Raw genomic sequence first — 26,881 nt, forward strand, 5'->3', positions numbered from 1 at the left:
GCGGCCCAGCGCCCTCCACAAACCCGATGTACATTGTGGTGTATGCGGAGAACCAACATCTACCTTGATGAGGATCAAACCGCGAGCCTTGATCTGCTGGCCAAACAAGAAGGCGTCTCCCGTGCGGAGTTGATCCGCCGGTTCGTCGACCGCGCCCTCGCCGGGGTTGACCGCACCGTCAGTGCGGATGTCTCCGCGATCGAGAGTTCCTTCGGGGCTCTGCGCGACGTTGAAGCCCCCTCCCGCGACCCCGGCGAACGTGAACAGCATCTTGCGGAGATCTGGGATCACGGGCGGTGATCCTCGTTGACTCCGATGTGCTGATCGCGCATCTGCGCGGGCATCCGACGGCCCGTGACTGGTTGATCCGGGCGCGCCACGAAGGCTCAATGGCGATCAGCGTGGTCACTGTCGCCGAGGTGGTGGGCGGGATGCGGTCGGCGGAGCGGCAGGCGGTGTGGCGGTTGCTGTCGGCGTTTCGCATCGAAGCCGCAACCGAGCTGGTGGGGCGTCGCGCGGGTGAGTTGATGCGCCGCTACCGGCGCAGCCACGGCGGTATCGGGCTGGGGGACTATCTGATTGCGGCGACCGCCGATGTCAACGGGTTAGATCTCGCGACCTTGAACACTCGGCACTTTCCGATGTTCCCCGGCCTGGAACCGCCGTTCGCGCTCGCCTGAGCTCAGCGCACCCGGAAGATCACCGTCCGCTGCACGATGAAATTGATGACGGTTGCGGTGCCCTGCGCGATCACGAACGCCACCGGCAGCGCCCAATGCTGGTAGTCCAGCAGCCTTAGCACCAAGTGGTTGAGGCCCACCTGCACCCCGAATGTCAACGCGTACAACACCATCACCGCGACGAACCGCCCGGTGTGCGCCGAGGACTGAAAAGTCCAGCGTCGGTTGATCAGATACGCGGTGACGGTGCCGGCCACGAAGCTGATCGCTTTGGCCGCATCGACGCCGAGCCCGGCGCCCAGATACAGCAGCAGGTACAGCCCGAAGTCCACCACCGCCGACAGTGCCCCGGTGACCAGGAAGCGCCACACCTGGGTGGACAGGTGCAGATGACTGGGCTGCGTCGTCTCGGCCACCCGGGAAGCTTAAACGCCCGTCCTAGGCTGAACAGATGTCCGGCTCGCCGATCACCGCCATCGAGGCCATCCCGCTGCGCATCCCACTCAAACCGGACCTGCGCGGCGCCGCGCTGTGGGGCGAGGAGCTGACGGCCGCGGACTCGCTGCTGGTCAAAGTCACCACCGACGACGGCATCATCGGCTGGGGTGAGGCGTTCGGGCTCTACGGCACCGCGCTGGCGGCCCGCGCGCTCGACGAACTCGTCGCTCCGTTGTGCCTGGGCCGCGACGCCGCCGACATCGCGGCGCTGATGGATCATGTGCAGCGCAAGCTGCACGTGTTCGGCCGAGGCGGGCCGGTCAGCTATGCGCTGTCCGCGGTCGACATCGCGCTGTGGGACATCGCCGGCAAGCGCGCCGGGCTGCCGATCTCGACGATGCTCGGCGGCGACGGCCGGGCCATGCCCTGCTACGCCAGCCTGGCCTGCTACACCGAGCCGCAGCGGGTCCGCGCTGCGGTGCGCCGCGTCGTCGATGACGGGTTCACCGCGATCAAGCTGCACGAATCCCAGCTGCCGGCGATCCGGGCGGCCCGCGACGAGGCCGGGCCGGTCATAGCGCTGATCGTCGATGCCGGCTGTGCTTGGACGCTTGACCAAGCCCGCGCCGTCGCTCCCGATCTGCACGCGGTGGACATGTTGTTCCTGGAAGAGCCGCTGTGGCCGCCGGAGAACTTCGACGGGCTGGCCGAACTGCGCCGCAGCACCGCTCTACCGATTGCCTCCGGTGAGAACATAGGCACCACAATGGAATTCGAGCGGCTCCTGGATGCCGGTGCGGTGGACTTCGTGCAGCCTAGCCCCGCCAAGGTGGGCGGAATCACCGAGCTACGCAAGGTCTTTGCGCTCGCCGAAGCCCGCGATGTGGCGGTGATGACGCATTCCTTCTACGACGGGCCCGGGTTGCTGGCCGCGATCCAGGTGACCGCCGCGCTGGGCGGCGCCGACGCGATGATCGAGTGGCGCTGGTTCGACCTGGAGGCCTCGGTCTACGGCGCCGCGCTGGCGCCGACGGAGGGCAGGGTCACCGTGCCGGACGGGTCCGGGCTGGGCCTCGATCCGGATCCCGACGTCATCAGTGCCTACCGGTTCGGGGTGTGAGTAGCAGCTGATTACGCTGGCCGCAGCTATCACAAGTCGAGGTGCAGTCGCAGCGCCTCGTCGAGTTGGGTGAGTTCGATCGCCGGGAGGCGGCCGATTCGCCGTTGCAGTCGTTCGACGGCAACCGACCTGATCTGTTCGGCTTGTGCTTTCGAATCGACGGCCAGGCCGGTGGAGGTGGCCGGCAGCAGCACCTGGAACGGGTAGACAGTGGCGGTGTTGCTGGTCACCGGGACGACGGTCACCACGCCGCGACCGAGTCGGCCGGCCGTTGCATTGGCCCGGTCGTTGCTGACGACGACGGCCGGGCGGTACTTGTTCGCTTCGCTCCCCCGGGCCGGGTCGAAGTCGACCTGCCAGATGTCACCGCGGCGCATTGACGGCCCCGTCGTCGGTGGCCCGGTCCCAAACCTGATCCTCACCGTCGGCCGACCACTGCGCCCAAGCGTCGGCGTAGTCGTCTTCAAGGGTGGGGTGGCGCAGCATCCGAATCGCATGCTGGACGGCCGCCGAACGGGACGGCAAACCCGTGCGTTGCGCGTAGGCGTCCAGTGCCTCGACATCCTCGGCGGAAAGGCTGATACTCAACTTCATACCACGATGCTACTCAGGTATGACCGCCCGCTACACCCAGTACGCCACCCGCGCCCGGAACTGGCGCAGCACCAGCGCGGCCACCGCCCAGCCGAGCGCCGTCAGCGCCAGCACGATCGCCCAGTGCCGCAACGGTTGGGCCGCCCCCAGCAACGGTGCCCGCACGATTTCGAGGTAGTGCATCAGCGGGTTGAACTCGATCACCGTCATCCAGCGCGACGCGCCCTGGGCCCGCAGCGTGTCGTAGTTCCAGATGATCGGCGTCATCAGGAACAGCAGCTGCACCACGCTGAACAGCAGCGGGGAGATGTCGCGGTAGCGGGTGGCCAGGATGCCGAAGCACAGCGACACCCACACGCAGTTCAGCGCGATCACCAGCAGCGCCGGGATTACCGAAAGATCCGCCCACGACCAGGGTTTCGGGAAGATCAGTGCGATCGGGATATAGATGACGATGTTGTGGGCGAACAGGATCATCTGCCGCCACACCAGCCGGTAGACGTGCACGCTCAACGGCGTCGGCAGCTGCTTTATCAATCCCTCGTTGGCGACGAACACATCGGCGCCCTCCAGGATGGCGGCGTTGAGCAGGTTCCACACGATCAGCCCCAGCGTCACGTACGGCAGATGCACCGCCAGGTCGAGGTGAAACAACTTGGAGTACAACCCACCCATCGCCACCGCGGTGGTGGCGGTGCCGATGGTGATCCAGAACGGGCCCAGCACACTGCGCCGGTAGCGCTGCTTGATGTCCTGCCACCCCAGGTGCAGCCACAATTCGTGGCGACGGAAGCCGTCCGCGAGATCGGCCCGGGCCCGCGCGAACGTCTTGGACTGCGCGGCGATATCGGTGAAGCTCATTGCTGCCCCTCGGGTTTGGCGAACTGCTCCCGGCGCCCCAGCCGGCGCAGCCGGAGCCATTCGACCAGACCTGCCATGTCCCAGCGGCGCGACACCAGGAAGAACCAGCCGAACCGCAGCCACTCCTGAACCAGCAGCCGGCGCATGCCGGGCTGCGACATCAGGTAGCCGCGGTTGCGGTAGGTGAAATAGCGTTTCGCCGCGTTGTCCGGGTACTGGGTGTGCATCCGGCCGCCGAGAATCGGCTTGAACTCCGCCGACCCGCACGGGTGCAGGTAAGCCGCGGTCAGACACGTCCCGAACGCCAGGCCCGAACGGACCAGCCGGCGGTGTACCTCCACCTCGTCGCCGCGCATGAACAACCGCAGGTCGGGCACCCCCACCGCATCCAGCGCATCGGCGGTGAACAACGCCCCGTTGAACAGCGAGGCGATCCCGGGCAGCAGATCGCCACCGCCACTGCGCAATTCGCTGACCTCGCGTCGCCACACCAGCCCGCGCCGCAGCGGAAACGCCAGCCGGGACGGGTCATCGATGTTGCACACCATCGGCGACACCTCCGCTAGGCCGTGCTTGGCCGCACAGTCGAGCAGCGCGGCGAGCACACCGGAATCGGCCGGCCGGCCGTCGTCGTCGGCCAGCCACACCCAGTCCGCGCCGGCCGCCAGGGCGTGCAGTATTCCCAGGGCGAAACCGCCTGCGCCGCCGAGATTTCGCCGCGATCCGAGGTACGTGGTCGGCACCGGCTGTCCGGCCACCAGGTCGCGCACCGCGGTGTCGCCCGTGCCGAAGTCGTTGTCGACGACGATCAGGTGGTCCGGCGCCCGGGTCTGGGTCACCAGCGCTTTGAGCGATTCGGTCAGTTGCTCGACGCGCCGGTGGGTGACGACGACGGCGTAGACGGTTTCGGTCACGCCGTGTCCCCGGCCCGCGTTTCGGCCAGCACCTCACGCACGTGCCGGGCGGCGTCGGGGCCCTCATAGGCGCCGACCACTTCCTCGATTCCGCCGGTCATCTTGATGGTGCCGTGGTCGATCCACATCGCGGTCTTGCACAGCCGGGCCAGAAACTCGTTGGAATGGCTGGCGAACACCAGGATTCCGGAGCGTTCGACCAGCTTCTGCAGCCGGGTCTGGGCCTTCTTCAAGAATTCGGCGTCGACCGCGCCGATGCCCTCATCGAGCAGCAGGATCTCCGGGTCGATGCTGGTAACCACGCCCATCGCCAGTCGCACCCGCATGCCGGTGGAGTAAGTACGCAGCGGCATCGCCAGATAGTCGCCTAACTCGGTGAATTCGGCGATCTCGTCGACCTTCGCGGCCATCTGCTTGCGGGTCTGGCCCAAGAACAGGCCGCGGATGATGATGTTCTCGTAGCCGGAGATCTCCGGGTCCATGCCCACACCCAGGTCGAACACCGGCGCCACCCGGCCGACCACGGTCGCCGAGCCCCGGGTGGGTTCATAGATACCCGAAAGTAGCCGCAGCAGAGTGGATTTGCCGGCGCCGTTGTGCCCGACCAAGCCCACGCGATCCCCCAGCGACAGTGACATGGTGATGTCGCGCAACGCCTCGACCACCACCACATTGGAGTTGTTACGCCCGATCGCCCCGCCGGCCTTGCCCAGGAACGCCTTCTTCAACGACCGCGATTTGGCGTCGAAGATGGGGAATTCCACCCAGGCGTCGCTGGTCTCGATATGAGGATCGGTGGCAGACAAGGTGCGCTACAGGTATTGACCGGAGCCGGTGTGGCCGTGTCCGCTGTGTCCGGGACCGCCGGCGGTGGGTCCGGCCGGCAGCGCGCCGTGGCGCATCTGCTCCAGCTGCGCGCGGGCGGCCATCTGCTGGGCGAACAGTGCGGTCTGGATGCCGTGGAACAGCCCCTCCAGCCAGCCCACCAGCTGGGCCTGGGCGATCCGCAGCTCGGCGTCAGACGGGGTGGCGTCCTCGCGCAGCGGCAGCGTCAGCCGGTCCAGCTCCTCGCGCAGCTCGGGGGCCAGGCCGTCTTCGAGTTCACGAATAGAAGCCGCGTGGACCTCACGCAACCGGACCCGGCTGGCCTCATCCAGCGGAGCCGAGCGGACTTCCTCGAGCAACTGTTTGATCATGGTGCCGATCCGCATCACCTTGGCGGGCTGCTCGATCAGGTCGGTCAGCGACGGCCCGTCGTCGTCGGCGTCCTCGGCGGGCGCACCGCCGGCCGACAGCAGCCGCGGGTCGCCACCGCTGATGATCTCAATGCCGTCTGAGCCGTCCGCGCTGCTACTACCGGTGCTCAACGCCCCTCGCCTCCCTGCCATTCATAGATGCTGGCCCCGCCATTGTCGTAGATCTTGGCCCACGACCGCGATTTCTCCAGTGAGACTAGTCCGTCGGGCAGCGCGAATCCGCGCACCGTCGGGCTGCTGATCAGCACGTAGCGGATGTTCAGGGCGCGCACGGCCGCCGCCACCCGCGGGTCGGTGTCGGCATCGTCGGCGTAGGCCCAGAAGATGAACCGGTGTGGGCCGGGGCCCTGCTGTTGGGGGTAGTCGTAGTGCGTCCACAGCGGGTGCAGGTCGGCGACCGCATACATCCAGGCGCTGCCGTCGACGTTGGCGTTGCCGATCACGGTGTCGCGAGCCCCGGGCAATTCCGCCAAATGCGCGAACGCCTCCAGGTCGCGGGCATCGACCATGACCGAGTCGTACTTGTCGCCGAACAGAAACGCGTGTCGCGGCAGATAGTGCCAGGCCAGCCCGGCCGACACAGTCCCGGCCAGCAGCACCCCGGTCAGCACGCCCTGAAAGCGGCCCCGCGCAACGAGCATGACGAGCCACGCCAGCCCGGCGCCGGCCACCGGGATCAGCAGCAGCGTCATCGCCGCCATGATCCGGCGCGGGTCGCTGTAGAACAGATCGGTGAAGCGCCCGAGCACGGCGCCGGCCGGGCCGCCCAGCGGAGCCGAGGACTGCACCACCCCCACCACCAGCACCGCCCACAGCGCCAGCGGCCACCACACCTTCTTATAGAGCAGCAGCCCCGCCCCGACCGCGGTCAGACCCACCAGCGCGTACTGAATCGGGAAGTCGTTGAGGTGGCGGGTGTACAGCAACAGCGCGTCGCGCAGCCCGGACTTGCGGCCCTCATGGGTCAGGAAGGAATGCCCCGCGATGATGTCGGCCTGCTCGCGCACGCTCAGCAGTTGCGGCAACAGCAGCAGCCCGGTCGGCACCAGGACAGCGGCCAGCGCGAGGGTGTCGCGTCGCTTGCCCCGCAACGGATTCCACAGCGCCCCGTCGCCGGGACCGAGCCACCAGGCGGCCAGCAGCAACACCGTCACCACGCCGCCGGTCAGGTGCACCGAGAACACCCCGATCAGCGCCAGCACCGCCACGCCGATCCGATCGCGGTGCGTGCGAACCCCGGTGACCAGCGCGAAAGCCGGCACCACCAGCCCGTAAGCCACCAGGTTGGGCATGGCCGCGGTGCCGAACTCGACGTAGGGCAGCGCGGTGAACGAGGCCGACAACGCGCCGGCGGTGGCCGCCGAAAGCGCAAGCCGGCGGGTGCTCAACACTCGCTGCAATAGATTCCAGGTGAGCAGCGCGGCGCTGATCGGGAACAGCCACACCGAGGCGGCCAGGCCGGCCAGCGTGTAACCGGTGGTGGGTGCCGCGCCGGTCAGTTGGCACAGCACCGCGGTCAGCGCGTGGAACGCCGACGGGTAATAGAGCTGGGTGTGGGTCTCGACGTTGCGCAGTTCGCCCATGTGGGTGGGCGAGGCCTGTCCGGTGTCGAGAATGAAACGGACCGTGTTGGCGTGCCAGACCGCATCCCAGGTGCTGGGGACGCTCTGCCAATCCGACAGGCCCCGCACCGCCGCCCAGCCGATCAGCAGCATGCCCAGCAACACCCCGGCGGCCACCGTGAGCGTCGGACCGAGGGCGGCTCCCGGTGCGGCCACATGAATGCCGGGCCGGCGGTCCAGCAACCCCCGGACGCCGCGGGCCAGGCCGGCCAGCAACGCGCCCACCACCACCAGAGCGGCCAGTGCGGTGCCCGCGTTCCAGGGGATGCCCAGTGCGCCGAACGGCACGATGGCCAGGCCCACCACCCCGTAGGTCAGTGCCGGGCCGGCGGTCACCGCCAGCGGCCAGGTCAGCCTCGCGCCAGCGGCGATGAGCGCTCCCGGCAGGACCAGCAGCAGTAGTGCGGCAACCATTCCGAACACCAGAAGCACTGCACTAGTATGTCTGCCAAGGTGACACGGCTCAGCGCGGCGGGGGAGCTATCCCGTAATCCGATGCTTCATCTATCACCCGATCTTGTGAGAAGTTTTAAGGTGGCTGACATGGCCTATGACGTCGCCCGGGTGCGTGGACTGCACCCGACGCTCGGTGACGGATGGGTGCACCTCGACGCGCCCGCGGGCATGTTGATCCCGGACTCGGTGGCGACCACGGTGTCGACCGCATTCCGGGGATCGCTGGCCACGTCGCGGGGTCCGCACCCGGCTGCGCGACGAAGTGCCGCGGTGCTGGTCGCCGCGCGCCAGGCCGTCGCCGACCTGGTGGGCGCCGATCCCGCCGGGGTGGTGCTGGGACCGGATCGCGCGGTGCTGCTGAGCGCACTGGCGGACGCCGCGTCGTCGCGGGTGAGTCTGGGCTACGAGACCGTGGTCACCCGACTCGATGACGAGGCCAACATCGCGCCCTGGGTTCGGGCCGCCAACCGCTACGGCGCCAAGCTCAAATGGGCCGAGGTGGACATCGAGACCGGTGAGCTGCCGAGTTGGCAGTGGGAGAATCTGATCACCCCGTCGACCCGGCTGGTGGCCGTCACCTCGGCGTCCGGGGTGCTGGGCGCCGTCACCGACCTACGGCCGGTCACCAAGCTGATCCACGACGTGGGCGGGGTGGCCGTCGTCGACCACTGCGCGGCAGCGCCGTACCAGCTGATCGACATCAACGACGTCGAGGCCGACGTGGTGGCACTCAACGCGGCGGGTTGGGGCGGACCGCCGGTGGGTGCGCTGGTCTTTCGGGACCCGGCGCTGATTGACACCTTCGGGTCGGTGTCGTTGAACCCGCATGCCGCGGGCGCGGCGCGCCTGGAGGTCGGATTGCATCAGTTCGGGCTGCTGGCGGGCCTGGTGGCCAGTGTCGAATACCTGGCCTCCCTCGACGAGTCCGCCCGGGGCAGCCGGCCCGAGCGGCTGGCGGTCTCGATGCAGTCGGCCGGTGCCTACCTGAACCGGCTGTTCGACTATCTGGTCGGCTCGCTGCGATCGCTGCCGCTGGTGATGATGATCGGCCAGCCCGATGTCCGGATTCCGGTGGTCAGTTTCGCGGTGCGCAACGTGCCCGCCGAGCGGGTGGTGCAGCGGTTGGCTGACAACGGCGTGCTGGCGATCGCCAACGCCGGGTCGCGGGTGCTGGACTCGATCGGGGTCAACGACATCGGCGGAGCGGTCACCGTGGGGCTGAGTCACTACTCGACGGCCTCCGAGGTCGATCAGCTGGTGCGTGCGCTGGCATCGTTGGGCTGACCTCGGGTCCGGTTCCGCTTCGCCCCGCTACGCTGTGGGCCGACACCCCGAGTACTTCCGAAGGCAGAGCATGGCAGAACCGACGACGTCCCTGGCCCCATTGGCGCTGGACACCCTGGTCGACCTGATGCAGCAGCAAGCTGCGCGGTTGCAGGACACGCCCGCGTTCATCTTCTGCCCGGATGGCGACGCTGAAGAAGCCAGGGTCACCTATCGGGAACTGGACAGCCGGGCCCGTTCCATCGCGGTGGACCTGCAGCGCCAGGGTGCCGCCGGCGAGCGGGTGCTGGTGCTCTGCCGGCCGGGAGTGGACAGCGTTGCCGGGTTGTTCGGCTGTTTCTACGCCGGTGCCGTCGCGGTCCCGGTCGACGAGCACTGGCCGATCCGCCGGATCGAGACCGTCGTCCCCGAGGCGGATGCGCGTTTCGCCCTGGCCACGGCCAAGACGCAGGCCAAGATGAAGGCCGCAGTCGATGGCCTCAGCGCCGGGCCGAAGCTGAGTTGGCTGGCCATGGACGAGATCGAGGACGACGGTCCGGACTGGGAACTGCAGGGCATCGGCGCCGACAGTCTCGCCATGATCCAGTACACGTCGGGCTCCACCGGGGTGCCCAAGGGTTGCGTGCTGACCCATCGCAACTACCTGAGCAACCTCGAGATCATGCGTGGGGCGCTCAACCCTCCGGCCGACGCTCCGGTGCTCAACAGTCCGATCAGCGGGGTGTCCTGGCTGCCGCAGTACCACGACATGGGATTCGTCGGGGGCATCCTCGGCACCATCTACGGTGGCCGCACCACGGTGTTGATGTCGCCGAGCGCGTTCCTGATGCGCCCCATTCGGTGGCTGCAGGCGATCTCGCGCTTCCAGGCCACGATCACGGCCGCACCCAACTTCGCCTACGAGGCCTGCGTCAAACGCAGCACCCCTGAACAGCGCGCCGCGCTGGATCTGTCGAGCCTGTCGATCGCGGTGGTCGGTGCCGGGCCGATCAGCTCCGAGACGTTGCGATCCTTCACCGAGACATTCGCGCCGGCAGGTTTCCGGTCTGAGGCCTTCATTCCGGCCTACGGTCTGGCCGAGGCGACCCTGGGCGTGACCGGGATGTCCGATTCGCCGGTGCCGGTGGTCCGGCACTTCGACCGGACCTCGCTCGGTGAGGATCGGGTGGTGGAGGTGCCCGACGATGCCGCCGGGGCGCTGCCTTTGGTGGGCTGCGGCGTCACACCCGAGACGCAGGAAGTGCTGATCGTCGACCCCGAGACCCGATTGCGCCGCGGTGCCGAAGAGGTAGGCGAGATCTGGGTGGCCGGGCCCAGCGTCGGGGTGGGCTACTGGGGACGCCCCGAGGAGACCGAGTACGCGTTCGACGCGCGCCTGGCCGACACCGGGGAGGGCCCCTACCTGCGCAGCGGCGACTTGGGATTCTTCCGCGACGGTGAGCTCTATGTCACCGGGCGGTGCAAGGACCTGATGACGATCGGTGGCTACAGCCACTACCCCAACGACATCGAGTTGACGGTGCAGGCCTGCCACCCGGCGCTGATGCCCGGCCGCGGTGCGGTGTTCCAGTTGCCGACGGAGCGCTACGCCCCGGAGTACCTGGTGGTGGTGCAGGAGATCCACCATCACCAGGCGGCCGGGGTCGACCTGAACGGCCTGATCGAATCGATCCGGGCCGCGATCCGCGCCCACCACGGGATCGACGCGCAGGCCGTGGTGTTGCTCAAGCCGATGCGGATCCCGACCACCACCAGCGGCAAGATTCAGCGCGGCGCGTGCCGCGATCAGTACGTTGCCGGTGAGCTGGTGGCGGTGGCGGAGTGGGCCGAGCCCAAGCCGGAGAAGCAGGCTCCGGGGCTCAAGGGTGCGCTGATGGCCGGTCTGGGCCGGCTCGTCGCGAACAATTTGGGGCAGCGGGTGGGGAGCCCGGACCAGCCGGGCCGCTCCTGACGGTCGGTCCTGCCGGGGCCGCGACGACGCCCTGAGGTTGCTGTCGTGACAACGTCGTCGATGTTCGCGACGGTGTCCTCGATGCGGTTGTGTAGCGGGCGGCGTCGCAGATGGTGGCCGGGCGCTCCAGCTGCCGGTCACGAAAAGCTCTCCGGTGCAGCGGAATTCGAGATGACGGGCGCGCAAGCAGGAGCGGCCTTCACCGATGTCGGCTGTCGCCGCTTTGACGGTGCGTGCGGTCCTGTGCGGCCGCTCCCAATAGCCCTGCGCGACACTGGAATCCGCTGCCTGGATCTCAGCCGCCTGGTCGGCTCGCACGCGAGGCGGGTTGCTGGGAGCCGACGGACGACTGCCCTGTTGCGCCAGAGGGGCCGGCGGCAGGCCATGACACCTTTGTGGACTTTGGTCGACCTGGACGTGTCTTCGATGTGCCGCGGTGTCATCCGGGTTGATATCCGGCGCAACCCATTCGGTCATCTGCGGGACGGTGACCTGTTCGAGGTTGGGCGGCTGCAGTGACGGCCCTCACCGGCCGGGGAGGCCGGGAACCGACTTTGTCCTCGCCGTAACGGCGGGCCTGCTGCTGCGCCGGCCTCAGGTTCGCTGCGCCCAATCCCTGGACGCCGCCTCAGCGGCCCGGCGCATCTCCGAATCGGCATTAACAAAACCTTAGAACAACATTTTCGGCTGGTCGGATGTATCGTCACCTCAGGCGTACAGACGTCCCCACCGACGGACGATGTATCGCGATACGTGCGATGCGGGGCGTTTTTCGGATGATTTTCATTAGAAAACTTCCGCGTCGACAAACCCAAAAACTCATGTAAAGTTCAGCAACGTCCATGATCAGTTCCTGTAGGAGAGCATGATGCAGCTGGCGCTACGCCCGTACGTCACCCCCGGCGTCGCCATTGCGGGTGCCGCCCTAATCGCGGTTAACACGGCGGTTCCGATGGCTGCGATGCGGCCGGCTCCCGAGCCGCGGCAGCTCGACAGCGTCGTGCACCATCCCGTGCAACTGACCGCGGACTTCTTCGGGCCGTGGACCGACCTCTTCGAGAACACCGCCACCAACCTGGTGGCGATGGGGACCGACAACGGCTGGGGCAACCTGCTCGAGCAGATCTTCAGCGACCCCAGCTCGCTGTCGCGGCTGCCCGAGGTGTTCGACTTCCTGACCAGCATCATGCCGTCGATCAGCGGCGACGACCCGATCATGGTCCTGCTGTCGCCGATCCTGACCATCGGGATGGGCATCATCGGCCCGCTGGTCACGGTCAACGACGCCTGGCAGGACGTCCTCAACCAGATCTTCAACCCGAGCGACCCGCTCGACCCGTTCGCGGCGATCTTCACCGCGCCGGCACGGTTGCTCGACGCCTTCCTCAACGGCACCAGCACCATTGGCGCGCTCGGTATCGACGCCCCCGCCTTCAACGGGATCCTGGTCGCCGGCCAGAACCTGGTCATCGACATGACCGCGGGTGATCTGGTCGACGAGCTGAACATCGGTGATGAGACCATCGCCGGCCTGCTCGACCAGATCGGGATCGGCACCATGCCGGTCGCCGGCATGTTGACCGGCCTGTTGGACAGCCTGGGCATGGGTGATCAAACCCCCATCGACGTGCTCGACTCGCTCGGTTTGGCTGACCTCGAGGTCGCCGGCGTGTTGACGACCCTCCTCGACGCGGTGGGCATCGGCAATCCGACGATCGCCGAGCTCATGGACCAGTTCGGCATCGGCGACGTGCAGGTCGCTGACCTCGTGATCGACTTGACCCACGCGCTGGGATTCGACAACCCGACGGTCGTCGACATCGCCGACAGCGTCGGTGTGGCCGACCTCAAGCTGGCCGACCTCGGCATGAGCGTGTTCAACGCGCTGGGCATCGGTGACCCGACCGTCAACGAGTTGCTCGGCGACCTCGGCGCCGACGACCTGACGCTGAACGGCCTGCTGCACACCGCGGTCGACGCGCTCGGCCTGGGCGGCACCACGACAGCGGGTCTGCTCGACGCCATCGGCATCGGTGAGCAGAGCACCCACGAGTTCTTCGGCTCGCTGCTCGAGGGACTGGGCCTGGGCAACCAGACCATCATGGACCTGCTGAGTCAGGCCGGCCTCGCCGACGCCGACATGGCCCAGTTGGCCATCGCCGTGCTTGGCGAATCGGGCAACGTAACGGTTGCCGAGATCATGGGGTTCGCGGGCTTCGGCACGGTCACGGTCGGGGACATCACCGACCTGATGGGCATCACCAACATGTCGGTGGGCGACATCGTCGGCAACCTGGAGCCCTACACCGGCGTTCTCACGATCAACGACATGCTCGCCGCCACCGGCATGACCCCGCTGGACAAGGGTGGTGACGCCCTGCTGACCGATTCCCTGTCGAGCATGACCATCGCCTCCGTCATGGGCGACCAGTTGAACGATCCCCTCATTTCGATGCTCGGCGACATGGGCAACGCCACGTTGGCCGACATGATCCAAGAGAACTTCTCGATGAGCCTGGGTCAGATGCTCGCCGACTCCGGCATGGCCGACCAGACCCTGCTTGAGCTGGTGCTGGCGGGAATGCCCGACCAGCCACTGTCCGAGCTGCTCGGTCCGATGGGCGCCGCCACCCTCACCGAGCTGATCAACCAGCTGGTTCCGGCTGACCAGACCATCGCCGACATGCTCGACGAGGCGGGCATCGGCAACCAGCACATCAGCGAACTTCTCAACCAGTTCCTCGGTGACCAGACCGTGGCCAACGCGCTTGACGACGGCGGCCTGGGCAGCATGCACCTCGACGACATCATCAGCCAGGCGCTGGGTCCGCAGAGCCTCAACGAGATGCTCAACGAATTCGGCCTCGGCGGGCAGTCGCTGGGCGACCTGTTCGACCAGTTCTTGGGCAGCATGACCATCGGTGACGCGCTCTTCGATGCCGGCCTGGGGTCTCAGACCCTCAACGAGCTGATCGACTCGATGTTCGGCGATTCGACGGTGAGCTCGCTGCTCGGCGACTTCGGGGCTCAGACCGTCGACGAACTGCTCGCGTCGATCGGCCTGGGTGACGTCACCCTCATCAATGCGCAGATCGGCGAGTTCTTCGGCTCGATGTCCTACTGGCTCGACGGCCTAGGGGACCAGATTGCGGAGATCCTCGGTGCTTAAGCGACAACAAGACTCTGGAACTTCCGTCCGGGAGGGCATCATGCAGCAAACACTTCGTCCGTACGTCACCACCGGCTTGGCCATCGTCGGGGTGGGCCTCGTCGCCACACCGCCGGTGGCGTCACAGCTGCCGCAACTGCAGCGTGAGATCGTCGCCGTGGAGCAGCGGGCCGTCGCCCTGACCGCGGACGGCGACTTCTTCTCGCCGTGGACAGACCTGTTCAACAACACCGCGGCCAACCTGCAGGCGTTGAACCAGAACTCGGTCGACATGTGGGGGCTGCTGGTCCACGTCTTCACCAACCCGCAGCAGGCACTGGCCGGCATCCCGGATGTCATCAACATCTTCACCAACCCGCTGCCCGGCATTGACGTGCAGGCGTTCCCATTCCCGGTCGAGATCGACCTGCAGCTGCCGCTGTGGCTGAATTCGCTGATCACCAGCATGGGCCCGATGATGGCCGTCTTCGCTGCGATGCAGCAGGTGATGCAGCAGGTCTTGGACTTCACCGACCCGATGGGGGCGCTGTCCGCGCTGGTCGGCGCGCCGGCGACGCTGCTGGACGCCTTCCTGAACGGCCACGAGAGCTTGGACATCGCGGGCTTCAGCCTGCCGCTGTTCAATGGCATCCTCACGCCGGCTCAGCCCGGGTTGAGCCTGGATGTCGGCGGTGTCGTCGACATGTCCGGCCTCGGCGACACCACCATCACCGACCTGCTGAGCCAGGCCGGCATCGGAGACACGCCGCTGGACACCCTGATCATCGATCTGCTCGACCAGGTCGGTTACGGCCACATGACGCCGGTGGATCTGCTCGACGAGTTCGGGGTCGGCACCGAGACCCTGTCCAACTTGCTCATCGGACTGTTCAACGAGGCGGGCATCGGCAACCCGACGATCGCCGAGCTGCTGACCGACCTCGGCGGCATCAGCCCGGATGACTCGATCGCGAGCCTGCTGATCGCCCTGCTCAACTCCCCGGAAGTCGGGATCGGCAACCCCACCCTCACCGAGCTGGTCCTGGACCTGGTCGGCGGCGACAACGCCACCGTGGGCGGCCTGATCAAGGACCTGCTCGGCGCCCAGGGCACCGAATCCCTCGCCAGCCTGGTCGACCCGTCGTGGACTGTCGGCGGTTTGTTGACCGACTCGCTGGGTGACCCCCCGCTGACCGAGCTCTTCGCGCTGATGGGCCTCGGCAACATCACCGTCGGCTCGCTCGCCGGCATGCTCGGCGAGTACGGCGAGCAGACCCTGGTCGACCTGCTCAACGAAGGGTTCATGCCGGGCATGACCGGCGACTCCGAGCTGATGGACGTGCTGCTCTCCATGTTCCCGCCCGGTGCCACTTTGGGCGATTTGATGGGCGATTACGGCTTCACGACCCTCGGCGAAATGCTGGCGGCGATGCCGATCGGCGAGAACGACATGGGTTACGACCCCACCACTCCGGTGACCGATGTCGGGCTCGTGGAATTGATGTACACGCTTCCCAGCCCAGAACCGGGCTACCCGAACCTGGCCGAAACGCCGCTGGGTGTTCTCGCCCCCGATCAGGCCAGCCTTCTCGAGAAGGCCGGCAACCCGACGCTGGGCGCGGTGATGGGTCCCAACACCGTCGGCGAAGTCGTGCAGAACATGGGCCTCTACGACGTCAACGTGTTCACCCTGCTCGGCGCCATGAACCTCGACGACTACGAGCTGGCGACGCTGTTCGAGGGCCTGGGCGACCTGACCGGCAATGTCACCGTGGAGGAGTTCTTAACCGCCTGGGACTTCAACCCGACGTTGACCGACCTCATGACGAACGTCTTCGACGGGCTCGGCTTGACCGACACCACCCTGTTGTCGCTGTTCTCGGACTGGGGGATGGACAGCGTCAGTCTGGGCGGCCTTATCGACAGCCTCGGCTTGAACGATCTCTACATCCAGGCGATGCTCAACAACCTCGGCCTGAACAACATCGACCTCGATATGTTCATCGACCGAATCGGGTTGAGCGACATCTATATTGCCAGCCTGCTCAACGGCTTGGGTATGGGCGACCAGCACCTCGACGACTTCATCAATGAACTGCTCGGCAGTACGTCGATCGGCAGCATGCTGGGCGGCCTCGGTCTCGACGAGGTCTATCTCGACAGCTTCATCACCGACGTGATGACCAGTGTGCTCGGCGACCCGACACTGAGCACATTCCTGGGCTGGATAGGCCTGGACAACTACGACCTGGACACCATCGTCGGCAACCTCGGCCTCGACGGTGTGACGATCAACTCGCTGCTCACCGACCTCGGGCTGGGCAGCCTCGACATCAACGGTCTGATCGATGGCATGGGTCTTTCCGACCTCGGCATCCTCAACTTCGACAGCGACTTCTTCGGAATGCTTCCGCTGTGGATGAACGACATTCCGCAACAGATAGCCGAAGCGTTGGGCTTCTACGGCTGACCCGAGACAACCAATCCCGATATCCCAGAACCGAATAGACAACCCGAGCCAGGACAACTGTGGGCCGCACAGACACAGATAGGAAATCCCCAATGACTGACAAGCAGCACCGCGCAGGGCGTCGTGGTTTGACTGGCGTGGTTCGCCGCGGGGGTGGCCGGGTGGCGGCTGCCGGTAGTGCGGTGGGGGCGTTTTTGGCGTTTGGGATGGCGCCGTTGGCGGCTGCGCCGGTGGCCAAGGCTGATGATCTGGATTGGGTTGTTGACCTGGTTGGTGCGGATTTGGTTGGGGCGTTTGGGGATTTGGGTCAGGGGGCGTCGTGGGAGACGTTGTTTGATCTGGATGCTTGGGGGCCGTTGCTGTCCAATGTGGGGTTGAGTTTTGATGCCTCGGTGGCGGATGTGCCGGGTTCGGCTGCGGCTGATGACTGGTTTGGGTCGTTGTTCTATGAGCCGTTCCATGAGTTGGGGCAGGCCTGGATTCTGAGTCCGTTCGGGTCGGCGGTCAATGACTTCATCAATATTTTCGGTTTCGGTCAGATTCTGATCGGTAATGGTGCTGATGGTGTTGATGGCGGCACGCTGGCTGAGGCTGCTGGTGGTGCTGGTGGGTTGTGGTTCGGTGATGGTGGTGCCGGCGGGACGTCGCTTGATGGCATCGGTGGTGCCGGTGGCGCCGCGGGGATGTTCGGTGATGGTGGCGCCGGCGGTGCGGGCCTGTCCGGTGGTTCTGGTGGCGCCGGTGGTGCTGGTGGCTGGTGGATGGGTGTTGGTGGTGACGGCGGCGCCGGTGGTGAGTTGGGTGGCCATGGTGGTGCCGGCGGTAACGCCCTCGGGTTTATGTACGGCGTTGGTGGTGCCGGTGGTGATGGCGGTGATGGCCTGGCGGGTCTGGCCGGGGCGGCCGGGGCGGCCGGTATGGCCGGAATTGCTGGTGACAATGGTGGTGCCGGCGGTAATGGTGGTGCCGGTGGTAAGGGTTCGTGGTTCATCGGTTCTGGTGGCGCTGGCGGCAATGGTGGTGTCGGCGGTAATGGTGGTGCCGGTGGTGACGGTGGCGACGGTGTGGATGCCACGACCGCTGGTGGTGCTGGTGGCGATGCTGGTGATGGTGGCAATGGTGGTGCCGGCGGTGCGGCCGGTAAAGCGGGTGTCGGGGGCTCGGGTGGCTTGATCGGTAGCTCCGGTGCCACGGGCACTGGTGGTGCTGCTGGTGTTGGTGGTGACGCCGGTGCCGGTGGCAATGGTGGTGCCGGCGCTGATGGTGATGCCACGACTATCGATGGTGGCGCTGGTGGTGCTGGTGGTAACGCGGGTGTGGCCGGTGCCGGTGGTGCGGCGGCGACCAGTGGCGGTAATGGTGGTGCTGGTGGTGACGGGTTCAGCGCGATCATCGCTGGTGAGTCCGGTGGTGCTGGTGGTGCCGGTGGTGATGCCGGCAACCTGGGCAATGGTGGCGCTGGTGGCGCGGGTGGTGACGGTGCGGCTGGCCTGGCTGGTTCCACGGATGTCGATGGTGAGGGCATCACGGGTCAGGCCGGTGGCAATGGTGGTGCTGGTGGTGCTGGTGGTGCTGCCGGTTCGGATGCCGGTGATGGTGGCGCCGGTGGTGCCGGCGGTAATGCCGGTTCTGGTGGTGCCGGTGGTGTTGGCGCGAATGGCGCCACGGGTGCCGATGCTGCCGCTGGTAGTGGTGAAGACGGTGCTGCCGGTGGTGACGCGAGCAGTAATGGTGGTGCCGGTGGTGCCGGTGGTGTCGGCGGCGATGGTGGTGTCGGTGGTGCGTCGACGCACGGCAACGCCGGTGCGCATGGTGTCGGTGGTCTCGGTGGTGACGGCGGCGCTGGTGGTGCGGCGGGCAATGGTGGCGATGGTGGTGCCGGTGCCGGTGGTGGCACCGAAGCCGCGGCCGGTGCCGGTGGTAAGGGCGGTGCCTCTGATGGTGCCGGTGGTGCCGGTGGTGCTGCTGGTGCCGGTGGCTCCAGTGGCGGATCGCAGGCCGCGTCGGGTCAGGCGGGTGCCGATGGTGCCGCGGGCAATGGCGGTAATGGTGGTACCGGTGGGCATGGCGAGGTGCTCGGTGATGGCACGGTGCAGGCCGGTGGTGTCGGTGGCGACGGTGGTGATGCCGGCGAGGTCGGTAACGGTGGTAACGGTGGTACCGGCGGCCAGGGCGCGACCGGTGAGCATGGCGTTACCGACGGCAATGGCGATGGCACCGCTGGTGGTACCGGTGGCGTCGGTGGCGCCGGTGGTACCGGTGGTGCCGGTGGCACCATCTCGGGCACCGGCGGCGCCGGCGGCGCTGGCGGCGTAGGCGGCACCGGCGGAAACGGTGGCGCGGCGGATGACGCGGTGGTGGCCGGAGGCACCGGTGGTACCGGTGGCGACGCCGGGGCCGGCGGCCTCGGCGGTGACGGCGGGGCCGGCGGCGCCTCGGCTATCGGTGCCGGTGGGGCCGGCGGTGCGGCAGGTAACGGTGGCGCGGCCGGACAGGCGGCAGCCGGCGGGATGGGCCTCGGCGGTGGTGACTTCGACGCAGCCGGCGCGGGTGGCCAGGGCGGTAACGGTGCGGTCGGCGGTGTGGCTGGTAACGCGGGCGTCGGCACCGACGGTGGTGCTGCCGGCGCGGCGGGCGAGGTCGGCGCCGGAAGCAACGGTGGCGCCGGCGGTGCCGGCGGTGACGGTGTCGGGTTGGCCAGCGATGGCGTGACCGGTCAGGCCGGTGGCGTGGGCGGCCAGGGCGGCAACGCCGCCACCGACGGCAACGGCGGCGCCGGCGGCGCGGGCGGTAACGGCGCTGACGGCACCGATGGCGTGACGGACGGCAACGGTGACGGCACCGCTGGTGGCGCCGCGGGTGCCGGTGGTGCCGGTGGCACCGGTGGCGCCGCAGGTAGCAACTCCGGTGACGGTGGTGTCGGTGGCGCCGGCGGTCAAGGCGGTGTCGGCGGCGACGGTGGTGCGGCCGAAGACGCGACGGTAGACGGCGCGGACGGTGGTGACGGTGGCAACGCCGGTGCCGGTGGCGCCGGTGGTGCCGGTGGTACCGGCGGCACCTCGGCCAACGGCAACGGTGGCGCCGGTGGTGACGCCGGTGACGGTGGCGCGGCCGGGCTTGCGGCTGTAGGTGGCCAGGGGCTGGGCGGTGGTGGAACCGACGCGGCCGGCAGCGGTGGACGCGGCGGTAACGGCGCCGACGGTGGTGCGGCAGGTGCCGGCGGCATCGGCGGGGCCGGGGTCGATGCGGACGCCGACGGTGCCGAAGGCGCTGCCGGTGAGGACGGTCTGAGCAGCGACGGCGCGGCCGGCGGTAACGGTGGCGCGGGTGTCGGGCTGGCCAGTGATGGCTTGACCGGTCAGGCCGGTGGCGTCGGTGGTGCCGGCGGCGACGCCGCCGCGAACGGCACCGGTGGCGCCGGCGGAAATGGTGGTGCGGGTTCGGCTGGCGCGGATGGTGTTACCGACGGCAACGGCGACGGCACGACCGGTGGCGTCGGTGGTGCCGGTGGTGCCGGTGGTGTCGGCGGCAGCGGCGGCAGCGACTCCGGTAACGGTGGTGCGGGTGGCGCTGGCGGTGTCGGCGGTACCGGCGGTGCCGGTGGCGAGGCAGCCGATGCGACGGTGGCCGGCGAGGCCGGTGGCAACGGCGGTAGTGCCGGTGCCGGTGGTGTCGGTGGCGCCGGTGGTACCGGCGGTACTTCAACGACCGGCAATGGTGGTGCCGGCGGCGATGCCGGCAATGGCGGTGCGGCCGGTGAGGCAGCCGCCGGTGGCCAGGGCCTCGGCGGTGGCGGTCTCGACGCGGCCGGTAACGGTGGTGTCGGCGGTAACGGCGCAGACGGTGGCGCGGCAGGGGTTGCCGGTGCCGGTGGTACCGGCGTCGAGGCGAATGCCAACGGCGCCGACGGCGGCGCGGGCGAGGCCGGGCTGAGCAGTGACGGTGCAGTCGGCGGTAACGGTGGCGCGGGTGTCGGGCTGGCCAGTGATGGGGTGACCGGTCAGGCCGGTGGCGTCGGTGGAGCCGGCGGTAACGCGGCGGCGGTCGGAACCGGTGGCAACGGCGGTGCCGGTGGTGTCGGTGCGACGGTCGACGGCATCACGGACATCGACGGCAACGGGACTGCCGGGTTCCTCGGCGGCACGGGCGGCAACGGCGGCACCGGTGGTGCCGGCGGTACCACCTCCGGTAACGGCGGCGCGGGCGGTAACGCCGGTAACGGCGGTAACGGTGGTAACGGCGGAGCGGGCGCCGATGCGACCGTCGCCGACACCGATGGCGGTAATGGCGGCAACGCCGGTAATGGCGGTCAGGGTGGCACCGGTGGCACCGGTGGTGTGGCCACCAACGGCGCCGGCGGTGTCGGTGGTAACGCCGGTCAAGGTGGTGACGCCGGTCTGGCGGGTACCGGCGGTATCGGCCTCGGCGGCGGTGGCGGCGCCAACGCCGGCGCGGGTGGTGCCGGCGGCGACGGTGCTGACGGCGGTGCCGCGGGTACTGCGGGCGTCGGCGGTGTCGGTACCGATGCCGGTGCCGACGGCGAATCGGGCAACGATGGTGCGGGTAGCGACGGCGGTGCCGGCGGTCAGGGTGGTGCGGGCGCGAGCCTCATCTCCGGCACCAACACCGGTCAAGGTGGTGGCGCAGGTGGCGCCGGTGGTAGTGCGGCGTCGGTGGGCACCGGCGGTGCCGGTGGTAACGGTGGCGCCGGCGCGACGGTCGACGGCATCACCGACACCGACGGCAACGGCACCGACGGCGCCGACGGCGGCACCGGTGGCGTGGGCGGCACCGGTGGTGCCGGCGGTACCACTTCCGGTAACGGTGGCGCCGGCGGTCAAGGCGGCGCGGCTGGCCACGGCGGTAACGGTGGCGACGGTGCGGATGGCACTGCCGGGATCGACGCCGGCGCGGGCAGCGGCAACGACGGAACCGCCGGTGGCGACGCCGGCGACGGTGGCGTCGGCGGTAACGGTGGCCAGGGCGGTGACGGCGGCCTGGGTGGCGCCGCGACCAACGGTCTGGCCGGTGTCGACGGGCTCGGTGGTGCCGGCGGCAACGCCGGTGACGCGGGCAACGCCGGCAACGGCGGCAACGGTGGACACGGTGCCGGTGGAGGCGCCGGGGTCAAGGCCGGTGCCGGTGGTGCCGGTGGTCAGGGCGGCGTTCGGGGCGAGACCGGTGGGACTGCTGGTGAGGGCGGCTGGAATGCCGACCACACCGAGCAGGCCGCCAGCGGCGCGGCGGGAGCCGCGGCTACCGGCGGCAACGGCGGTGCGGGCGGTAACGGTGGCGCGGGCCTGGTGCTGGGCGACGGATCGCCCCAGGCCGGTGGCGACGGCGGTCACGGTGGCGCAGCCGGTCCGGTCGGTACCGGTGGTGCGGGTGGTAACGGTGGAATCGGCTCGACCGGCGTGGGCGGTGTCGACGGTGCCGGTGTCGACGGTGCCGGCAACGGCGGCAGCGGCACCGACGGCGGCGACGGCGGCGAGGGCGGCAAGGGCGGTAACGGCGGCGCCGGCGGTAGCGAGTCCGGTGACGCCGGTGCCGGTGGCGCCGGTGGCGCCGGCGGCGCGGGCGGCCGCGGCGGCCACGGTGTCAACGGGGCCAATGGGGTTACGGCGGCCTTCGGTAGCGGTCTCGCCGGCGGTGCCGGCGGCGATGGCGGCGATGGCGGTTCGGGTGGCCTCGGCGGTAACGGTGGCCAGGGCGGCGTCGGCGGCGTGGCGACCCTGGGCAACGACGGCGCTGTCGGTGTCGGCGGCGTCGGTGGCCAAGGCGGCGCGGCCGGCAACGCGGGTAACGGTGGTACCGGTGCCAACGGCGCCGGCGGCGGATCGAACGCGGTGGCCGGCAACGGCGGTGCCGGCGGTGACGGTGGCGACCGGGGCGACTTCGGCCTCGGTGGCAAGGGTGGCCTGAGCGGCGACGGCCAGCAAGCCGTCAACGGCGGCAACGGCGGTGCCGCTACCGGCGGCAACGGTGGCGCCGGTGGCCGCGGCGGCAACGGTGTGGTGCTGGCTGGCGGTAACCCGCAGAGTGGCGGCATCGGTGGTGCCGGCGGCGACGCGGGAACCTACGGCAATGGTGGTGCCGGTGGTGCGGGCGGTGCCGGCAGCATCGGCGGCAACGGAGCCAACGGCACGACGCTCGGGCAGGTCCACGGTCAGGACGGTCAGTCCGGTGGATCGGGCGGCGACGGCGGCGCGGGCGGCGCGGGCGGCTCGATCGCCGGTAACGGTGGCGCGGGCGGCGGCGCCGGCGCGGCGGGCACCGGCGGTAACGGCGGCAACGGCGCCCTGGGCAAGGCCGGCCTCGACGCAATGGCCGGCACCGGAGGCGTCGGCAGCAACGGTGGCGCCGGCGGTAACGGTGGTCATGGCGGTAACGGTGGCAACGGCGGCAACGGCGGTGTCGGTGGAACCGCGACCAACGGCAACGCCGGCAGCAACGGTCTGGGCACGTCCGGTGGCCGCGGCGGAAACGCCGGAACCGGTGCCGATGGTGGCCGCGGTGGCCACGGCGCCGGCGGTGGCGTCAACCCCATCGCCGGCTCCGGTGGCAACGGTGGCGCCGGCGGCAATATCGGCCATGCCGGAACCGGTGGCACCGGCGGCTTCAACGGTGACGGAACCCAGCGGGCCGACGGCATCGACGGCACGGACGCCGCCCACGGCGGCAACGGCGGTAACGGCGGCAACGGCGGCAATGCGACAGGCGCACAGGCCGGCGGCAATGCCGGCCACGGTGGTGCCGGCGGCGACGTCGGAAACGGTGGTCACGGCGGCAACGGCGGCCACGGTGCCGTCGGCGCCAACGGTGTGACCGGTGGCGACGGCCACGGGACCGACGGCGGTGCGGGCACGGCCGCAGGCAAGGGCGGCAACGGCGGGGCCGGGGGCGCCGTCTCCGGTGACGCCGGTAACGGTGGTCACGGCGGCAACGGCGGTAATGCTGGTAACGGCGGCAATGGCATCGCGGGCGTCAACGGAGCGGCCGGCGGTAACGGCGGCGACGGTGGCGATGCCGGGGCCGGCGCGGCCGGCGGCCAGGGCGGCAGCGCTGCCAACGGCGCGGCGGGTGCCGGCGGCAATGGCGGCAACGCGGGCAATGCGGGCAACGGCGGTACCGGTGCCAACGGTTCGGGTGGTGGCGTGAACGCCATCGCCGGTGCGGGAGGCAACGGCGGAAACGGCGGCGACCAGGCCGCCGCGGGCGGCGGCGCCGCCGGCGGCACCGGGCTGGACGGCCCGGGTGCATCCGGCACCGGCGGTGACATCGGCACCGGCGGTAACGGCGGTAACGCCGGCCACGGCGGCACCGGCCAACTCCTCGCCGACGGTTCCTCGCAGGCCGGTGGTAACGGCGGCGCGGGTGGTTCAGCCGGAACGATCGGCAACGGCGGCGTCGGTGGCAACGGTGGCACCGGCTCGGTGGGCGCCAACGGCATCATCGACGGCGCCGGTGACGGCACCGACGGGGCCACGGGCGGCTCGGGCGGAAACGGTGGGGTCGGCGGCGCCGGCGGCAGCATCTCCGGTAACGGCGGTGCCGGCGGCCGCGGCGGTGTGGGCGGTACCGGTGGTATCGGTGGTGTCGCCCAGGGCGCCGACGGACAGAACGCGACGGCCGGCAGCGGCGACGACGGCGGCACCGGTGGTGACGCGGGCGTCAGCGGCAATGGCGGCACCGGTGGTCACGGTGGCGCCGGTGCGCTCGGCGGCGCGGCGACCAACGGAACCCAGGGCGCCGCAGGCGTTGGCGGTGTCGGCGGCGTCGGTGGTGCCGGTGGTGACGCCGGGCGCGGCGGTAACGGCGGCGACGGTGCCGGCGGCGGCAGCGACCTCGTCGCCGGTGTCGGTGGTGACGGTGGCAGCGGCGGTTACGCCGGCATCGGCGGTGCGGGCGGCAACGGCGGCGTCGGCGGTAACAACACCATCGCGGCCGACGGCAAGGCCGGCGCGGCCGGCGACATGGCCACCGGTCACGGCGGTCACGGCGGTAAGGGCGGCAGTGGTGTCCTGATCGGCGGTGTCGCGCAGGCCGGCGGCGCCGGTGGTAGCGGCGGCGACGCCGGCACGATCGGTAACGGCGGCGCCGGCGGCGCCGGCGGTGCGGGTGCCACCGGCACTAGCGGAACCGCTGATGGTTCCGGTAACGGCACCGACGGCATCAGCGGCGCCTACGGCGGCCAGGGCGGCGACGGTGGAGACGGCGGTACGCAATCGGGTAACGCCGGTGTCGGTGGTGCCGGTGGCAGCGGTGGCAGCGGTGGCAACGGTGGCAACGGTGTCACCGGTACCGGAGGTGCTGGCGGTGGTCACGGCGGCTCGGGCGGCGACGCCGGTGCCGGTGGTGCCGGTGGTGCCGGTGGCAGCGCCACCGGTGGTGCCGCCGGTCAAGGCGGTGCCGGCGGCAATGCCGGCAATGCGGGCAACGGTGGTACCGGTGCGGCTGGTTCCGGCGGCGGGGTCGACCACACGGCCGGGGCCGGCGGAAACGGCGGTGACGGTGGTGACCGCGCCGAAGCCGGGACCGGTGGTGAAGGCGGTACGGGCCAGGGTGGGCCGGCGGCCGACGGCAACGACGGAGCTCTCGGGATCGGCGGTAACGGCGGTGCCGCGGGTAAGGGCGGTACCGGCCAGATGCTCGCCGACGGGTTCGCCCAGACCGGTGGCAACGGTGGCCAGGGTGGCGCGGCCGGAACGATCGGCCAGGGCGGTGCAGGTGGCGACGGCGGCGCCGGCGCGGCGGGCACCCACGGGATCACCGAGGGATCCGGTGACGGCACCAATGGCGTGGGTGGCGGCGACGGTGGCGCCGGCGGAAACGGCGGTGCCGGCGGCACCCAGTCCGGCAATGGTGGCAACGCCGGTATCGGCGGTGCCGGCGGTGCCGGCGGTAACGGCGGCGACGCGGCCGACGGCACGGCGGGTATCGACGCGGCTGTGGGCAGCGGCGGCGACGGCACCGACGGTGGCGACGCCGCAGGCACGGCCGGTGACGGTGCGGACGGCGGTACCGGCGGCAACGGTGGCGTCGGCGGTGCGGCGACCAACGGCATAGCGGGTGTCGACGGGGTCGGCGGCACGGGCGGTAACGGTGGCTCCGCGGGTAACGCCGGTGACGGCGGCCGCGGCGGCCACGGTGCCGCCGGTGGCGGCGGTGCCGTGGCCGGGTCCGGCGGTGACGGCGGCGACAGCTCCAGCGTCGCCGGTAACGCCGGTACCGGCGGGGCCGGCGGCTGGAACGCCGACAACACCGTGCAGGCCGACGGCGGAAACGCGGGCGCAGCCGGTAGCACCGGCAACGGTGGCGCCGGCGGTAACGGCGCCACGGGCAGCAACGCCACCAGTGGGGCGGCCGCCCAGGCCGGTGGCGACGGTGGCGCCGGCGGCGACGCGGCACTCAACGGCAACGGCGGTGCGGGAGGCAAGGGCGGCGCCGGCGGCAACGGTTTGATCGGTACCGCAGGCAACACCGGTTCCACCGGTGGCTCGAAAGCTACCGGCGGCGTGGGCGGCAATGGCGGTGCCGGGACGGCCGGCGCGGCCGGCGGCCAGGGCGGCGCCGGCGGTGCCAGTGGCACCGAGTCCGGCAACTCCGGCGCCGGCGGTACCGGCGGCGCCGGCGGCACCGGCGGCAACGGCGGCAACGGCGGCACCGGCGGTACGGGCGGTAGCGGCTCGAAGGGCAACACCGCCGGGAACGGCGGGCTCGGCGGCAACGGCGGCACCGGTGGTACCGGTGGGGTCTCCGGCAGCGGCGGGGCCGGCGGTGATCTCCGTAACGGCACCGGTGTCGCGGGCGGCAACGGGGCCGATGGGGCCGACGGTGCCGGCGGCAAGGGTGGCACCGGCGGTAAGGGTGGCATCGGCGGCAACGGCAGCACCGGTAAGAACGGCTGGTCGGCAGGTGCCGGCGGCCAGGGCGGCACCGGTGGTGCCGGCGGGGCCAGTGGTTCGGGCGAGTCCGGTCTGTCCGGTTCTGGCGGTGCGGCGGGCGGCAAGGCCAGCGGTACCGACAGTGCTACCCCCGGCCAGGGCGGCGCAGGCGGTGCAGGCGGCAAGGGCGGCGGATCATGATG

16 protein-coding genes are annotated in these 26,881 nt (G+C 69.9%); 8 read left to right on the forward strand and 8 right to left on the reverse strand.

Annotated elements, in window-relative coordinates:
- Positions 1 to 42 precede the first annotated feature (42 nt).
- Positions 43 to 300, forward strand: a complete 258-nt coding sequence (locus AWC24_RS12640) for a ribbon-helix-helix domain-containing protein (protein WP_085085385.1) — start codon at positions 43 to 45, stop codon at positions 298 to 300.
- A complete protein-coding gene (locus AWC24_RS12645; protein WP_085085387.1) occupies positions 297 to 680 on the forward strand; it encodes a type II toxin-antitoxin system VapC family toxin in 384 nt (127 codons plus the stop codon). Before AWC24_RS12640 ends, AWC24_RS12645 begins: the two co-directional genes overlap by 4 nt.
- 2 nt (positions 681 to 682) lie before the next feature.
- Here the strand turns inward: AWC24_RS12645 and AWC24_RS12650 are convergent, their stop codons facing one another.
- Complete coding sequence (locus AWC24_RS12650; RefSeq protein ID WP_013831008.1) at positions 683 to 1,096, reverse strand: GtrA family protein; 414 nt, start codon at positions 1,094 to 1,096, stop codon at positions 683 to 685.
- 35 nt (positions 1,097 to 1,131) lie between these two features.
- Here AWC24_RS12650 and AWC24_RS12655 point away from each other — a divergent pair, with 35 nt between their 5' ends.
- Positions 1,132 to 2,238 (forward strand): mandelate racemase/muconate lactonizing enzyme family protein, encoded by a 1,107-nt coding sequence (locus AWC24_RS12655; RefSeq protein WP_085085389.1) that lies wholly within the window; start codon positions 1,132 to 1,134, stop codon positions 2,236 to 2,238.
- Positions 2,239 to 2,267: 29 nt separating this feature from the next.
- On the opposite strand, the gene AWC24_RS12660 is transcribed toward AWC24_RS12655, so the two are convergent.
- Genes AWC24_RS12660 through AWC24_RS12690 form a run of 7 tightly spaced genes read right to left on the reverse strand, consistent with a single transcriptional unit; the run spans position 2,268 to position 7,917 of the window.
- Complete coding sequence (locus AWC24_RS12660) at positions 2,268 to 2,615, reverse strand: type II toxin-antitoxin system PemK/MazF family toxin (RefSeq protein ID WP_085085390.1); 348 nt, start codon at positions 2,613 to 2,615, stop codon at positions 2,268 to 2,270.
- The gene (locus AWC24_RS12665; protein WP_085085391.1) at positions 2,602 to 2,832 is read right to left on the reverse strand and encodes a ribbon-helix-helix domain-containing protein; all 231 of its coding nucleotides are present in this window, start codon (positions 2,830 to 2,832) and stop codon (positions 2,602 to 2,604) included. Before AWC24_RS12665 ends, AWC24_RS12660 begins: the two co-directional genes overlap by 14 nt.
- Positions 2,833 to 2,862: 30 nt before the next feature.
- Positions 2,863 to 3,693, reverse strand: a complete 831-nt coding sequence (wzm, locus tag AWC24_RS12670; RefSeq protein ID WP_085085392.1) for a galactan export ABC transporter permease subunit Wzm/RfbD — start codon at positions 3,691 to 3,693, stop codon at positions 2,863 to 2,865.
- Entirely contained in the window at positions 3,690 to 4,607 is a 918-nt protein-coding gene (gene glfT1 / locus AWC24_RS12675) for a galactofuranosyltransferase GlfT1 (protein ID WP_085085393.1), read from the reverse strand. The genes wzm and glfT1 overlap by 4 nt, the downstream gene beginning before the upstream one ends.
- Complete coding sequence (wzt, locus tag AWC24_RS12680) at positions 4,604 to 5,413, reverse strand: galactan export ABC transporter ATP-binding subunit Wzt/RfbE (RefSeq protein WP_085085394.1); 810 nt, start codon at positions 5,411 to 5,413, stop codon at positions 4,604 to 4,606. The genes glfT1 and wzt overlap by 4 nt, the downstream gene beginning before the upstream one ends.
- Positions 5,414 to 5,419: 6 nt before the next feature.
- Entirely contained in the window at positions 5,420 to 5,995 is a 576-nt protein-coding gene (locus AWC24_RS12685; RefSeq protein WP_085085395.1) for a bacterial proteasome activator family protein, read from the reverse strand.
- Positions 5,971 to 7,917 carry a DUF6541 family protein gene (locus AWC24_RS12690; protein ID WP_085085396.1) on the reverse strand — a complete coding sequence of 649 codons (1,947 nt, stop codon included), beginning with the start codon at positions 7,915 to 7,917 and terminating at the stop codon, positions 5,971 to 5,973. The genes AWC24_RS12685 and AWC24_RS12690 overlap by 25 nt, the downstream gene beginning before the upstream one ends.
- 111 nt (positions 7,918 to 8,028) lie before the next feature.
- Between AWC24_RS12690 and AWC24_RS12695 the strand changes: the two genes are divergently transcribed.
- The 5 genes from AWC24_RS12695 to AWC24_RS22500 all read left to right on the forward strand — a co-directional run bounded on the left by AWC24_RS12695 (position 8,029) and on the right by AWC24_RS22500 (position 26,879).
- A complete protein-coding gene (locus AWC24_RS12695) occupies positions 8,029 to 9,225 on the forward strand; it encodes a cysteine desulfurase-like protein (protein WP_085085397.1) in 1,197 nt (398 codons plus the stop codon).
- Between the two features lie 70 nt (positions 9,226 to 9,295).
- On the forward strand, positions 9,296 to 11,176 hold the full coding sequence (locus tag AWC24_RS12700; protein ID WP_234807355.1) for a fatty acyl-AMP ligase: 1,881 nt from the start codon (positions 9,296 to 9,298) through the stop codon (positions 11,174 to 11,176).
- Positions 11,177 to 12,128: 952 nt separating this feature from the next.
- A complete protein-coding gene (locus AWC24_RS12710) occupies positions 12,129 to 14,345 on the forward strand; it encodes a hypothetical protein (RefSeq protein WP_234807356.1) in 2,217 nt (738 codons plus the stop codon).
- Between the two features lie 40 nt (positions 14,346 to 14,385).
- On the forward strand, positions 14,386 to 16,794 hold the full coding sequence (locus tag AWC24_RS12715; RefSeq protein ID WP_085085400.1) for a hypothetical protein: 2,409 nt from the start codon (positions 14,386 to 14,388) through the stop codon (positions 16,792 to 16,794).
- 161 nt (positions 16,795 to 16,955) lie between these two features.
- Positions 16,956 to 26,879, forward strand: coding sequence for a PGRS repeat-containing protein (locus AWC24_RS22500; RefSeq protein ID WP_207568321.1), 9,924 nt, complete (start codon positions 16,956 to 16,958; stop codon positions 26,877 to 26,879).
- Positions 26,880 to 26,881 lie beyond the last annotated feature (2 nt).

Source organism: Mycolicibacter senuensis, assembly GCF_002101885.1.
Taxonomy (GTDB): domain Bacteria; phylum Actinomycetota; class Actinomycetes; order Mycobacteriales; family Mycobacteriaceae; genus Mycobacterium; species Mycobacterium senuense.